Raw genomic sequence first — 12,764 nt, 5'->3', positions numbered from 1 at the left:
GAACAAGGACGGCCCGCATGAAGCCCAGCAAACCTATCACCCGCGCATTCTGCGTCGATTTGCAGCAGGAGCTGTCGATCGCTGCTGCCCGACGTGAATACTTCTCTCAGGAGCAACCCCGCACACGCTTCGAGTTTCTCTGCTCGAACGAGGCCTGCAGGGCAATGGGAGCAAAGGTGACCGGGGTTCGCTACGACGTGAAGCCTCAAGACAACCCGACCTTCGTTGCTGCGCACTTTCGCGCCAACCCGCATTACGATCACCATCCGGGTTGTGAGTGGGTGGACGACAGTGCAGACGAGCAGCCAGACGATCAACTGGTAGAGACCGACGTACAAACACGTCTACGCAAGGCCAAACGCAAGCTGGACGACTACATCGATATATTCGATCCGACGATCAAGGTGCCAGCCAAAGACAAGTCCAGTGTCGAAAACCCTGATGCTGGCAATCAGCGCCCTGCTGCCGCGCTTGCGCCCCAGGAGCCCGCCACCTCTAAAGCCGTTCGCTACAGTGAAACCCGCACCAATAATCTGGAGCGGCTGGTGGACAGCTACCGGCAAGCCAAGGCCGAGCTGCCGCTGGAAGATTTCAAGTTGCTGAAGCTGAAAGTGCCGGGCCAGAGCGAAGTGTCGCTGCGCGCTTATTTTCGCCATATCAAATACGCACAAACAGGCGATAACGGCCGTGTGCTGTTCGGCGGAGGATTGATCGAGCAACGTTACGGACTGGGGTTCAAGTTCAGGTTCTTCGACCGTCTCGACGGTAAACTGGTGACACTCTACGTCTCGCCCGCACAGATGCAGGCCTACCGCTCCAGCCGTTACATCAGCGAGTTGCTGAGCCACGCGGAGGAGGTGAAGTTCTTCACGGTGTACGCGCTGGGAACAGTCACACAAAGCCCCTCAGGCAAGAGCTATGGCCTGGAAGTCGATGACTTGCGGCATCTGGCAATTGTGCTGGGGCCTGCGAAAGAATGGGTTGAGGAAGGGAAGGTGCCTGCCACTTGAGCAGGCAGCCAATGATCGTTCCAGAGTGAGACTGGAACGATCAGCTTCAAGCCGTCAGACCTTGACGATCCAGCCTGCGGGTGCTTCGACGTCGCCGGATTGAACGCCGGTCAATTCCTTGTACAGACGCTGGGTCACCGGACCGACTTCGGTCTGGCTGTAGAACACGTGCAGGTTGTCCTTGTAGGAAATTCCGCCAATCGGCGTAATCACTGCAGCCGTACCGCAAGCGCCTGCTTCCTTGAAGGTGTCAAGCTGGTCGATGAATACGTCACCCTCCTCGACCGTCAGGTTCAGACGGGATTTCGCCAGTTCGATCAACGACAGGCGGGTGATGCCCGGCAATACCGAGGGTGATTTCGGCGTCAGGAACACATCATCCCTGGTGATGGCAAAGAAATTGGCCGAACCCACTTCCTCGATCTTGGAATGGGTCTGCGGATCAAGATAGATGCAATCTGCAAAACTGTGTTTCTTGGCTTCGGATCCGGGCATCAGGCTGGCGGCGTAGTTTCCGCCAACCTTGGCCGCGCCTGTACCGTTGGGCGCAGCGCGGTCGTAGCCGGAGATGACGAAATTGTTCGGCTTCAGGCCACCCTTGAAATAAGCGCCCACCGGGATGCAGAAAATCGAGAAGATGAACTCCGGTGCCGTGCGCACACCGATGTTGTCACCCACACCGATAACGAACGGACGCAGGTACAGCGCGCCGCCGGAACCGTAAGGCGGGATGAAGCGTTCGTTGACCTTGACCACCTGTTTGCAGGCTTCGATGAATACATCGGTCGGGACATGAGGCATCAACAGGCGGGAGCAGCTGCGCTGCATGCGTTGCGCGTTCTGGTCGGGACGGAACAGATTGATCGAACCATCCTTGCAGCGGTAGGCTTTGAGTCCCTCGAAGCACTGCTGACCGTAATGCAGCGCAGTCGAACCCTCGCTGATATGCAGTGTGTTGTCTTCGGTCAGCGAACCCTGATCCCAGGCACCGTCGCGCCAATGAGAAAGGTAGCGCTTGTCAGTCTTGATGTAATCGAAACCCAGAGTGTCCCAGTTGATGCTTTCTTGACTCATAACGCCCTCTATCATTTTAGCGACTGCCTGGACGAGTCAGGCCAATGCCTTATTCTGCCAGATCATTCAGGCTCTGAGGCTTGAAATAAATGCAAACCGACATGGCATTTCTGACGCAGGTCCAGATACGGGCGCTCTTCATGTACCGTCAGTTGGCCAACGAAGGTGGCGCTGTCCGACACTGGCGAACATAGGCAAGAAAAGCTTCCATGTCCGAACTGCAAAGCGTTCGCGCTACCGACTTTACTTCCTCCATAGGCCAGTCCCACCACGCCGTTTGCAACAGCAGGTCGCGAACATCCTCATCGAAACGCCAACGGATGAATTTGCACGGATTGCCACCGACAACCGAATAGGGAGCCACATCGCGCACGACCATTGCACCGGCACCGACGATAGCGCCGTGACCGATGGTGACGCCCGACACGATGACCGCGTTCGCGCAAATCCAGCAGTCACTGCCAATCGTTACGTCGCCCTTGCTGGGCGAGTAATCCTTTATGTCTGATAATTGTTCGACCATCGCGGGAAATGGATAAGTGGTAATCCAGTCTGTGCGGTGCTCGCCGCCCAACAGAATCCTCACGCCTTCGGCAATGGATGTGTACGATCCTACGCGCAACACCGAATCGTCTCCAAACTCGACGATGTCCGGGGTGCCATATGTACCTACTCCCACTTCGGCTCGGGGATAGTGCAACCTGATTTTCTCGGCAAGCCGCTCCAGCTTATCCATCTTGCGAAGCTGCTTGCGTACTTTCCTGGATTTCAGAAGCTCGATGAGTTTCATGGCCACCTTGAATAAAAGGGTTTTACGGACACTCAGGTCACGTTCAGCGATAACTCAGGAGCAAGCGCCTGCAGCGCCGCCAGGTCGTTCGATTGATGTACTTCAGGGGAATGGAAAGCAACAGGCTCCAGGCATGCCGCTTATCCGCGACCGCAGCGTATTTGAGTGCCTTGTTGATGATCTGAGTACGCCCCCGCTGGTAATCAGGATGATCTCGGTAGGGCTCGATGCTTTTCAGGTCGGCCTCGAGCAATACTTTGTATTTGCGTGAGAGGTTGTCGGGGTGACGTCGATAGCGTGTCACGACTTCAGGGATGACATGCATTTCATAACCCAGGCGGGCAATTCTCAGCGTGGCCTGGAAATCCTGAACCTTTATTTCCGGGTCATATCCGTTCGCGTCCCGCATGGCCTGCATCCGATACAACGCCACCGGTGCCCCGACCACGACCGCGCCGCGCAGTATGTCATCGAATGTCAGCTGCTCGACCCTGTCGCGTGACTGGCGCTTGATTTCCCTGCCTTCACAGTCCATGTAGCAGATCAACGCGCCGACGCAGCCCGCCGCAGGATGCTTGTCGAGGTACTCGGCACGGACACGCACCGATGAAGGCAGCATGATATCATCCAGGTCCGGTGTTGAGAGATAGACGCCCTTTGCATAGCGCAAACCATGATTGAGCGCAGCGCTGACACCCTGATTGACCTGACGGTAAAGCTGAAAGGGATAGTGTTCCTGCAAGGACTCGAGCATCGCAATGCTGTTGTCGGTCGAGCCATCGTCAACAACGATGACCTCGAAATTCTCGTAATCCTGAGCAAAAATGCTCTGAATCGCGACCTCAAGAAATCGCTCGGCGTTATAACAAGGCGCAACAATCGATACCAGAGGTTTGGGCGTAAGGTTCTGACTTTCTGAAGACATCATGGGTAGCAGCCGTGATCATGATCAGCCCTGACGGGCCTGGAAACCGGATATCCATAACAGGTCGCTTGAAAACGGCACATCATGCGGCAAACGATCCTGAGTTTCCATGACAGGTCACAATCGCCGTGTAACCAGGCGTATCCAGCCGCTAAAACTCGGTTATCCCGTCATGTCATCATCAAGTGTAGAACTGCGCCCGAAAAAAAACCCCGTGCCTCACAGAACGGGGTTTTTCATGTCGCGCATCAGTTGGCATCAGAAGGCGTAAGTCACCAGCAATTCTTTTGTCACCTGAAAGTCGACCGACATCATCACGCTCAGGGCAGTGATGGTGAAGATCGAGAATACGAACAGCTTGCGAGCCCAGACAGTATCGTCAACGGCCTTGTAGCCCTTCCAGGCCATGTACAACCAGTACATGCCCATACCTGCTGCAACAGCCAGGTAGTTGAGGCCCGCGTAACCACCGACGGTCAACATCAGGGTCGCAACGAGGAACGCCAGGATGTAGAGCATGATGTGGCGCTTGGTGACCAGAATGCCGCGTTTGACCGGCAGGACCGGAATTTTCGCCGCACGATAATCATTGAAACGGAAAATCGCGATCGCATACGAATGCGGCATCTGCCACAGGCTGAACATCACCAGTAGCGTCAGGGCTGCAAAGTCGAAGCTGTTGCTCACTGCGCAGTAGCCAATCACTGGAGGCATCGCCCCCGAGAGACTGCCCACCAGTGTGCCGTGAACGGATCTGCGTTTCAGGTACAGGCTGTAGAGGCCGACGTAGATAACGAAACCGATCACTGCAAACAGTGCGGCCAACGGATTGGCCTCGGTATACAGCAGGCCAACGCCTGCAACACCGAGCAGGGTTGCGTAGAGCAGCGCCAGTTTCAGTGAAACCAGACCCTGCACCAGGACCCGGTTACGGGTCCTTTCCATTCGCTGATCGATATCGCGATCGATGCAGTTATTGAACACGCAACCAGACGCAACGACCAGGGAAGTACCGATGACCGCAGCGAGAAACACGCCGAAATCGATATTTCCCTTGGAAGCCAGAAAAAAGCCACCTGCCACCGAAAGCACGTTACCGAAAATGATCCCCGGCTTGGTGATTTGGATAAAGTGCTTCAGTGACATCTGGTATTCCTCAATGCGCCATCATTTCGCGGTGGACGCTGAAAATGATCCACAGCGACAAGCCGACCAGCAGGACGATAACCATCGTGGTAAAGGCGAAGGCCATCACGTTGTTACGCTGCACGCTCGTGAAGTCCAGATGCAGGAAGTAATGCAGATGCACCAGAATCTGGATGATCGCGAAGACCAGAACGATTGCGATCGTCATGTCCTTCGGCAGCGAAGGTGACATCACCAGGGCAAACGGAATAGCGGTCAGGATGACCGACAGTACGAAACCGATGATGTACGACTTCACGGAGCCGTGACTATTGTCTTCAGCGGAGTGATGCGAATTTGACATTACAAAGCTCCCATCAGATAGACAACGGTGAACACGCCGATCCAGACAACGTCCAGGAAGTGCCAGAACAGGCTGAGGCAGCTCAGGCGCGTCTTATTGGTGTTGGTCAGGCCTTTTTTCTGGACCTGGAACATCATGATCGCCATCCAGATCAGACCGCTGGTCACGTGGGCGCCGTGCAGGCCGACCAGCGCGAAAAACGCTGACAGGAAGCCGCTGCGGCTCGGACCGTAACCTTCGTGGATCAGGTGATGGAATTCATAGATTTCCATACCGATAAACGCAGCACCACACAGGAAGGTCAGCGCCAGCCAGCCCAGTACCTGGCTCTTCTTGCCTTTGTACAGTGCCAGCATGGCGAAGCCGTAAGTGATACTACTGACCAGCAGGAACGCGGTTTCCACAGCCACGAATGGCAGCAGGAAAATGTCCTGGCCCGACGGACCACCCGCGACACTGTTGACCATCACGGCGTACACCGCGAAGAACGAGGCGAACAACACGCAGTCGGTCATCAGGTACAGCCAGAAGCCGTAGACCGTCATTCCACCGCTGTCGTGGTGATCGTCATGCCCATGATCATGGTCGTGACCGTGATCGTGGGCTCCGGAGTTGATTGCAATATTTGACATTGTTTAAACCTGTTCCAGCGAGGACTTGACAGGAGTGTATGCACCGTTGGCCGCCAGGACCTTGTGATGCTCACCTTCAATACGCGCTACATCTTCAGCGGGCACCATGTAGCCCTGGTCGTCACGGACAGCGTGAGCAACGAAGACTGCGATGGTCGCAACCAGGCTTGCGCCTACCAGCCACCAGATGTGCCAGATGAATGCAAAGCCGAAGACCGTCAGCAACATACCCATATACAGGCCGGTCGCCGTGTTGTTAGGCATGTGGATCGCCGAGTAGCGGGCAGGAACCTTGTAAGCAGTGCCGGCACGTTTGGCGTCGGTGAACGGGTCGATGTCGTCAGCTTTTGGCAGCTCGGCAAAGTTGTAGAACGGCGGTGGAGAAGAAGTAGACCATTCCAGAGTATGGCCATTCCATGGGTCACCGGTCAGATCGCGATTGTTGTCACGGTCACGGATACTTACGAACAACTGGATCAGCTGCGAAGCGATACCCATGGCGATCAGCACGGCACCGAACAGCGCGACGTCCAGGTAGATGTTCCACTCAGGCATGTCGGTAGCGTTCAGACGACGGGTCATGCCCAGGAAGCCCAGCGCGTAAAGCGGCATGAACGCGACGAAGAAGCCGACGATCCAGAACCAGAACGCTGCCTTGCCCCACTTCTCGTTCAGGGTGAAACCGAACGCTTTAGGGAACCAGAACGCGAAGCCGGCAATGTAACCGAATACCGCACCGCCGATGATGACGTTGTGGAAGTGAGCGATTACGAACAGGCTGTTGTGCAGCACGAAGTCAGCACCCGGGATCGCCAGCAGAACGCCGGTCATGCCGCCGATCGAGAAGGTGACCATGAAGCCCAGGGTCCAGAGCACTGGCGCAGTGAAGCGCAGACGACCCTGGTACATCGTGAACAGCCAGTTGAACAGCTTCACACCCGTCGGGATCGCGATGAGCATGGTCGCCAGACCGAAGAAGGCGTTGACGTTGGCACCCGCACCCATGGTGAAGAAGTGGTGCAGCCAGACCATGAAGCCCAGGATACAGATCGCACCGGACGCGAAGATCATCGACTTGTGGCCGAACAGACGCTTGCCGGAGAACGTGGAGATGACTTCCGAGAACACGCCGAATGCCGGCAGGATCAGGATATACACCTCAGGGTGACCCCACGCCCAGAACAGGTTCACGTACATCATGGGGTTACCACCCATTTCGTTCGTGAAAATATGGAAGTCCAGGTAGCGGTCAAGGGTCAGGAACGCCAGGGTAGCGGTCAGGATCGGGAACGAAGCCACGATCAGGATGTTTGCCCAGGTGCAGGTCCAGGTGAAGATCGGCATGTCCATCAGTTTCATGCCAGGGGTACGCATCTTCAGAACGGTCACGAGGAAGTTGACCCCCGTCAGCGTCGTACCTAACCCGGATAACTGTAGCGCCCAGATATAGTAGTCAACGCCTACGCCAGGACTGTATTGCAGCCCGGAAAGAGGCGGATAGGCTACCCAGCCGGTCTTGGCGAACTCACCGACACCCAGGGAGATGTTGATCAGCAGCATGCCTGCGACCAGCAGCCAGAAGCTCAGGGAGTTCAGGAACGGGAACGCCACGTCGCGAGCACCGATCTGCAGAGGCAGAACGATGTTCATCAGACCGGTAAAGAACGGCATCGCCATGAAGATGATCATGATCACACCGTGAGCGGTGAAGATCTGGTCATAGTGCTCCGGCGGGAGGAACCCTTCGGAGCCGTTCTGGGCCATCGCCAGTTGGGTACGCATCATGATGGCGTCGGCAAAACCACGCAGCAGCATGACCATGGCAACGACGATGTACATCACGCCGATTTTCTTGTGGTCGACAGAGGTCAGCCATTCAGACCACAAGTACGTCCACTTGCGGAAATAGGTGATCAACCCGACAACCGCAATGCCGCCGAGCGCGATCATGGCAAGTGTCACCATGACTATGGGCTCGTGGAACGGCACCGCTTCCAGACTTAATTTGCCAAACATCGTTTACTCCTCTGCCCCAGCAGCTGAATTTTTGCCTTTTTCCGCACCAGCGTCACCGGCCACTTCCTTCTCACCAGCAACAACCTTCTTGCCTGGATTCATACCTTCATACTTGTCGATGACGATCTGGAACAGGTTCGGGGTGACCGAGGAAAAGAGTTCGACAGGGTTGCGTTCGCTCGGCTTGATCAACTCGGCGTATTCGGCCGTGCCAAGCTTTTTAGGTGAGCTCTTGACTTCGCTGACCCAGCTGTCGAAATCAGCCTGGCTGGTAGCGATAGCCTTGAACTTCATGCCGGTAAAGCCTGCGCCACTGTAGTTGGCCGAAATACCGTTGAATTCATGATTCTCGTTGGCAATGAGATGCAGCTTGGTGTGCATACCCGCCATCGCGTAGATCTGACCACCCAGACCAGGGATGAAGAACGAGTTCATCACACTGTCCGAGGTGACCTGGAAGTTGATCGGAGTCTTGGCAGGGAACACGATCTTGTTGACCGTGGCGATGCCGTAGTCCGGGTAGATGAATACCCATTTCCAGTCAACCGAGATCGCCTGAATGGTGACCGGCTTGACGTCCGACTCCAGCGGACGGTAAGGGTCCAGCGAGTGGGTCGAGACGTAGGTGATGTACCCCAGGAAGACCAGCAACAGCATGGGTACGCCCCAGACTGCGATTTCGATCTTGGTGGAGTGAGACCAGTCCGGCGTGTACTTGGCGGCCTTGTTCGAAGCGCGATACTTCCATGCGAAGATCAGGGTCATCAGAATGACCGGGATCACGACGATCAGCATCAGCAACGTAGCTATTACGATCAGGTTCCGCTGCTCGATACCCACCTGCCCTTTTGGATCGAGCAGAGGTACGCCATCGCATCCACTGAGCAAAAGCATACAGAAAAGGGCCAAGAAGCCAAAAAACCTGGGGTACCTTTTTTTACTCATTTCACGACCTCTAAAAGCAGCTTGCGCGGTGCAGTTGGGTTTCGACCGCCAACACTTCGCCCTGCCAGTGCCGGCTAATTTTTTTGAATTGAACAAGGGCCTGCCAGTACGCACAGCGGCATATCGACAAGTCCGGGTTTAGCTATGGATTCTTGTTTTTTGAGTTGCTGGAACTGCCCAAAATAGCGGGCAGACGCTTTCGACGCGACCATTATACGCCCTCAGAGGCAAGCGTTGCGCTGCCTGTTCAGAGTGCACAGGGGACGCTCCAAGCCTCAAAATGCTGATCGTTCAGCCAGGCTGGACGACAAGTGGTGGGGATTGTAGATACGTAAATTTTCAATGACTATGCCTAATTTTGTAACAGTTATTCTCCATAAGCGTAACAATCAACCTGAAAACATGTCATTCCGTCCAAAAAAAGCCCCGTAATCACGGGGCTCTTTACTGGAAAGCCCCTGTATTTAGTAAGGTTTGCGGCGGTTGCGAATGATGCACGCCGGTACCAGAACGGCCGTCAGGACAAACGCTACCAACGCCCATTGTGCGAGTGACAACCCGAGAACCGGCGGATACGGCGTCGTGCAGAAACCGCTGACCTGGAACCCGACAGGAAACAGTGTAGCCAATGGCAGGCCATCGACAATCGGTTGCAGAATATCGATACCGCAGCTGTCGGACGGATGGGCGAGAATCCATACATGCCGGCCGGCAGCAGCAATCCCGCCCAATGCACTGAGGGTAACCAGCGTTTCAAATACCGTTACGCCACGGCGTCCGGGCATGGCTGCGCCGAGGAATGCGAAAATGGCGATGAACAGCAACGCGTAGCGCTGCAGGATGCACAGCGGACAAGGCGCTTCGCCCAGCACGATCTGCATGTACAGGGCACCGCCGATCAGGGCCAGGCAGATAATCCCCAGCAAAACCAGAAAGCGCTTTTCGCGTCTCAGGTACAACGTGTTGTCGCTCATTCACTTACCTTACTGAACTGATGAGGTGGTTGGCCAACGCCATGAACCCGGGGCCGAAGCCTGATCCAGAGTGTACGGCCCGGCTGCGCCGAAGCGTGCGCGATGATCTTCTGTCTGATTCGGCAACTCAAGCATTCGCCAGCCGTACGGGCGCATTTGCCAGCCGGATGGTCTGCGCAGCCGCACCGATGCGTCGCACCTGAAGATCTTTTGTCAGGAGCCGATGCAAGGCCCTTCTATATATAGAAGGGTGCGTCAGTTTGTCGCACCACTTCTTCTATATATAGCTGCGGTATTTTGCCGCAGGCCCCGAATCTGTCAAAGGGCAGCAGCGTTCGAACCCGCGACGCGATCTGTCGGACCGGGCAGAGCGACAATGTGCCGCTCTCGCCCGGTTTGACGCAACCGAAGCCAGACTGCCACTATCAGCGTCTGCGCAGGCAGCTCATGCAGGCTGCCGGGATGTGCTGAAACGACTTTCCATGATGAGCGAACGGCCAGGTCGGCTGTCCGTTAAAAATCCTCAAGCCTGCTCGCCGCAGGTCGATAACCTGACATAGAAAGTTGTTTGCCGCTTCCAGGCGACGAAACACCTACAGCCAGAAGGTTCATATGTCCAAGAACGTCCGAGCAGATTCACTTTCGCTGCTCCTCTTCACGTTGCGCAGCGGCAAGCTGATGGCGATCAACTTGCTCAAGGTCAGTGAGATCATTCCCTGCCCTCCCCTGACCCATCTGCCCGAATCGCACCCGCACGTCAAAGGCATCGCTACGTTACGCGGCTCTTCGCTGTCGGTCATTGACCTGAGCCGTGCCATCGGTGAGCGTCCCTTGGCCGATCCCGACGGCGGCTGCCTGATCGTTACCGACGTCAGCCGCTCGAAACAGGGCCTGCACGTTCAGGCCGTCAGCAAGATAGTGCACTGCCTGACCACCGATATCCGTCCGCCGCCCTATGGGTCCAGCAGCAAGTCGTTCATTACCGGGGTAACTCAGGTCGACGGCGTGCTGGTACAGGTGCTGGATATCGAAAAAGTCATTCACGGCATTGCTCCGGCGCAGATCGTCGTGCAATCGACAGAACTGGCCAAAGAAGATGCGGAACTGCTGAGCAAGGCGCGGATTCTGGTCGTCGATGACAGCCAGGTTGCCCTGCAGCAGTCGATCATTACCTTGCGCAATCTGGGCATCGAATGCCACACGGCGCGCAGTGCCAAGGAAGCTATCGACGTTCTGCTGGATCTGCAGGGTACTGCAAGGCAGATCAACGTCGTGGTTTCCGATATCGAGATGTCGGAGATGGACGGCTACGCCCTCACCCGTACACTTCGCGACACACCCGACTTCAGCGACCTGTACATCCTCTTGCACACGTCGCTCGACAGCGCGATGAACAGCGAGAAATCCCAGATCGCCGGAGCCAACGCTGTGTTGACCAAGTTCTCGTCGCCCGAGCTGACCAAATGCCTGATCGAGGCCGCACGCACGGTGGTCGCCCAAGGGCTCTGATCCCGGAGTGCACACCGACGCAACGTCCTGACCTGACCGACGCATCTGCCGGACATTACTGGCTGATGCGTCGGCCACTCGCCATACCCGTACCCGCTGCGGTCTGGCCGCCGCGTGTCCTGCCGCAGCCTTTCACCCTTGACCGGGCACAGGAGGTTCACCACCTGCTGGCACTGGGTTATGCCAATGGGCAAGGCAGCGTTCCGGATTATAAGAGCTGGCTGGCCGCCTTCGAGCGAGACCCGGAATTCGACACATCACGCTGCTTTGTGGCCACGCTCGACGAAACGGTGGTGGGCGTGATCGTCTGCTGGACCAGCGCATTCATCAAGGACCTGGTCGTGAATCCTGATGTGCGAAATACCGGGATCGGTTCAGCGCTGCTCAACCATCTGTTCGCCCATTTACAGCAATGCGGCGAAGCGGCGGTCGATCTGTATGTCATGGAAAACAATCTTGCAGCGCGGCACCTTTACGCCAAATCAGGAATGTCCTGCCTGAGGCGTTTCGAGACCTCTGCGCCCTGAATTGTGTATCGCCCACAGGCGGCTGGCGCACAACTTGCTTCCTCAGCTGCATCAGCCCGGCGAACGACCAGTTGTTGTCGGCCGGCGCGCACCTCTGAAAGGGTCATCGAGACAATGGACACGAAGTTTTCCTGTGTGGGTTGTGGCGGTTGCTGCACCGATCACCACGTCCCCCTCACGCTCGGCGAAGCCAGGCAATGGGCGGCAGACGGCGGCAACGTCATTGTCTTGACCGAAGCATTTCTGAGCAATGGCTATGGCGTCTCCGAAACGCAGCTGACCCATGCCAGCCGTCGCTCGACCGAAGTGAGCAGTGGCAGTACGACAGCCTTCGTGGCGATCACCTTCGCGGCCTACAACGTCGGGCGCTGCCGGAATCTTGACGAAAAAAACCTTTGTCGCATTTACGAGCGCCGACCGCTGGTGTGCCGGATTTATCCGATGGAGATCAACCCGCATATTCCGTTACGCCCTGAAACCAAAGGTTGCCCACCCGAATCCTGGGAACAGGGTCCCGACCTGATCGTTGCCGACAGGCTTGTAGATACACAGTTGATGAACCTGATCGAACAGTCGCGTCAGGCCGATCGAGACGAAATAGAGGTCAAACAGCGGATCTGTCAGAAGCTGGGTATTCGTACCACAGCCCTCAAGGGCAACGGTTTCGTGGCGTACCTGCCGGACATGAGCGCATTCGCGGCCGCCATCGAGGAAGTCACGAATTCAGCGCAGAGTATGCTGCCCGAGAGGTCACACTGGGCGTTTCATGTGGCTGGACAGCAGGTACTCAGCACCCTTCAGCAGGAGGGTGCGGACGTCACTGATCGGGATCCGGTGTCCTACCTGTTCATACCGTTGCAGGCAGCCTGAACC

Annotated in this window: 13 protein-coding genes; 4 read left to right on the top strand and 9 right to left on the bottom strand. The window is 56.4% G+C overall.

What is annotated here, in order from left to right:
- The first annotated feature begins 17 nt into the window (after positions 1-17).
- Positions 18-1,010: a hypothetical protein gene (locus MME58_RS05705; RefSeq protein WP_054985889.1), complete on the top strand. Its 993-nt coding sequence runs from the start codon at positions 18-20 to the stop codon at positions 1,008-1,010.
- Positions 1,011-1,064: 54 nt separating this feature from the next.
- Here the strand turns inward: MME58_RS05705 and MME58_RS05700 are convergent, their stop codons facing one another.
- The 9 genes from MME58_RS05700 to MME58_RS05660 all read right to left on the bottom strand — a co-directional run bounded on the left by MME58_RS05700 (position 1,065) and on the right by MME58_RS05660 (position 9,855).
- On the bottom strand, positions 1,065-2,084 hold the full coding sequence (locus tag MME58_RS05700) for a branched-chain amino acid aminotransferase (RefSeq protein ID WP_055005256.1): 1,020 nt from the start codon (positions 2,082-2,084) through the stop codon (positions 1,065-1,067).
- A 148-nt stretch (positions 2,085-2,232) separates the two neighbouring features.
- A complete protein-coding gene (locus tag MME58_RS05695; RefSeq protein WP_055005255.1) occupies positions 2,233-2,874 on the bottom strand; it encodes a CatB-related O-acetyltransferase in 642 nt (213 codons plus the stop codon).
- Positions 2,875-2,917: 43 nt separating this feature from the next.
- The gene (locus MME58_RS05690) at positions 2,918-3,802 is read right to left on the bottom strand and encodes a glycosyltransferase family 2 protein (RefSeq protein ID WP_054985892.1); all 885 of its coding nucleotides are present in this window, start codon (positions 3,800-3,802) and stop codon (positions 2,918-2,920) included.
- Positions 3,803-4,057: 255 nt separating this feature from the next.
- Positions 4,058-4,945 carry a heme o synthase gene (gene cyoE / locus MME58_RS05685; RefSeq protein ID WP_054985893.1) on the bottom strand — a complete coding sequence of 296 codons (888 nt, stop codon included), beginning with the start codon at positions 4,943-4,945 and terminating at the stop codon, positions 4,058-4,060.
- 10 nt (positions 4,946-4,955) lie between these two features.
- A complete protein-coding gene (gene cyoD, locus MME58_RS05680) occupies positions 4,956-5,288 on the bottom strand; it encodes a cytochrome o ubiquinol oxidase subunit IV (protein ID WP_024643949.1) in 333 nt (110 codons plus the stop codon).
- On the bottom strand, positions 5,288-5,920 hold the full coding sequence (locus tag MME58_RS05675) for a cytochrome o ubiquinol oxidase subunit III (protein WP_002552344.1): 633 nt from the start codon (positions 5,918-5,920) through the stop codon (positions 5,288-5,290). The genes cyoD and MME58_RS05675 overlap by 1 nt, the downstream gene beginning before the upstream one ends.
- A gap of 3 nt (positions 5,921-5,923) precedes the next feature.
- A complete protein-coding gene (gene cyoB / locus MME58_RS05670; RefSeq protein ID WP_011266851.1) occupies positions 5,924-7,936 on the bottom strand; it encodes a cytochrome o ubiquinol oxidase subunit I in 2,013 nt (670 codons plus the stop codon).
- Positions 7,937-7,939: 3 nt separating this feature from the next.
- A complete protein-coding gene (gene cyoA, locus MME58_RS05665; protein ID WP_054985894.1) occupies positions 7,940-8,881 on the bottom strand; it encodes a ubiquinol oxidase subunit II in 942 nt (313 codons plus the stop codon).
- A 464-nt stretch (positions 8,882-9,345) separates the two neighbouring features.
- A complete protein-coding gene (locus MME58_RS05660) occupies positions 9,346-9,855 on the bottom strand; it encodes a disulfide bond formation protein B (protein WP_054985895.1) in 510 nt (169 codons plus the stop codon).
- Positions 9,856-10,467: 612 nt separating this feature from the next.
- On the opposite strand from MME58_RS05660, the gene MME58_RS05655 reads away from it, so the two are divergent.
- The 3 genes from MME58_RS05655 to MME58_RS05645 all read left to right on the top strand — a co-directional run bounded on the left by MME58_RS05655 (position 10,468) and on the right by MME58_RS05645 (position 12,761).
- Positions 10,468-11,364 (top strand): chemotaxis protein, encoded by an 897-nt coding sequence (locus MME58_RS05655; RefSeq protein ID WP_054985896.1) that lies wholly within the window; start codon positions 10,468-10,470, stop codon positions 11,362-11,364.
- A 65-nt stretch (positions 11,365-11,429) separates the two neighbouring features.
- Positions 11,430-11,891 carry a GNAT family N-acetyltransferase gene (locus MME58_RS05650; protein WP_054985897.1) on the top strand — a complete coding sequence of 154 codons (462 nt, stop codon included), beginning with the start codon at positions 11,430-11,432 and terminating at the stop codon, positions 11,889-11,891.
- 114 nt (positions 11,892-12,005) lie between these two features.
- Positions 12,006-12,761, top strand: a complete 756-nt coding sequence (locus MME58_RS05645; protein WP_054985898.1) for a YkgJ family cysteine cluster protein — start codon at positions 12,006-12,008, stop codon at positions 12,759-12,761.
- Positions 12,762-12,764: the final 3 nt, after the last annotated feature.

Origin of the sequence: Pseudomonas syringae pv. tagetis (genome assembly GCF_022557255.1) — a bacterium.
In the GTDB taxonomy this organism is placed as follows: domain Bacteria; phylum Pseudomonadota; class Gammaproteobacteria; order Pseudomonadales; family Pseudomonadaceae; genus Aquipseudomonas; species Aquipseudomonas caricapapayae.
The sequence above is the reverse complement of the archived record's forward strand: the minus strand, read 5'-3'. Positions and strand labels throughout refer to the sequence as shown.

Coding starts and splice junctions, on each gene's coding strand:
- MME58_RS05695 (WP_055005255.1), bottom strand. CDS start 2,874: ATGAAACTCATCGAGCTTCTGAAATCCAGGAAAGTACGCAAGCAGCTT.
- MME58_RS05655 (WP_054985896.1), top strand. CDS start 10,468: ATGTCCAAGAACGTCCGAGCAGATTCACTTTCGCTGCTCCTCTTCACG.
- cyoD (WP_024643949.1), bottom strand. CDS start 5,288: ATGTCAAATTCGCATCACTCCGCTGAAGACAATAGTCACGGCTCCGTG.
- MME58_RS05690 (WP_054985892.1), bottom strand. CDS start 3,802: ATGATGTCTTCAGAAAGTCAGAACCTTACGCCCAAACCTCTGGTATCG.
- MME58_RS05705 (WP_054985889.1), top strand. CDS start 18: ATGAAGCCCAGCAAACCTATCACCCGCGCATTCTGCGTCGATTTGCAG.
- MME58_RS05645 (WP_054985898.1), top strand. CDS start 12,006: ATGGACACGAAGTTTTCCTGTGTGGGTTGTGGCGGTTGCTGCACCGAT.
- cyoB (WP_011266851.1), bottom strand. CDS start 7,936: ATGTTTGGCAAATTAAGTCTGGAAGCGGTGCCGTTCCACGAGCCCATA.
- cyoA (WP_054985894.1), bottom strand. CDS start 8,881: ATGAGTAAAAAAAGGTACCCCAGGTTTTTTGGCTTCTTGGCCCTTTTC.
- MME58_RS05660 (WP_054985895.1), bottom strand. CDS start 9,855: ATGAGCGACAACACGTTGTACCTGAGACGCGAAAAGCGCTTTCTGGTT.
- MME58_RS05700 (WP_055005256.1), bottom strand. CDS start 2,084: ATGAGTCAAGAAAGCATCAACTGGGACACTCTGGGTTTCGATTACATC.
- cyoE (WP_054985893.1), bottom strand. CDS start 4,945: ATGTCACTGAAGCACTTTATCCAAATCACCAAGCCGGGGATCATTTTC.
- MME58_RS05675 (WP_002552344.1), bottom strand. CDS start 5,920: ATGTCAAATATTGCAATCAACTCCGGAGCCCACGATCACGGTCACGAC.
- MME58_RS05650 (WP_054985897.1), top strand. CDS start 11,430: ATGCGTCGGCCACTCGCCATACCCGTACCCGCTGCGGTCTGGCCGCCG.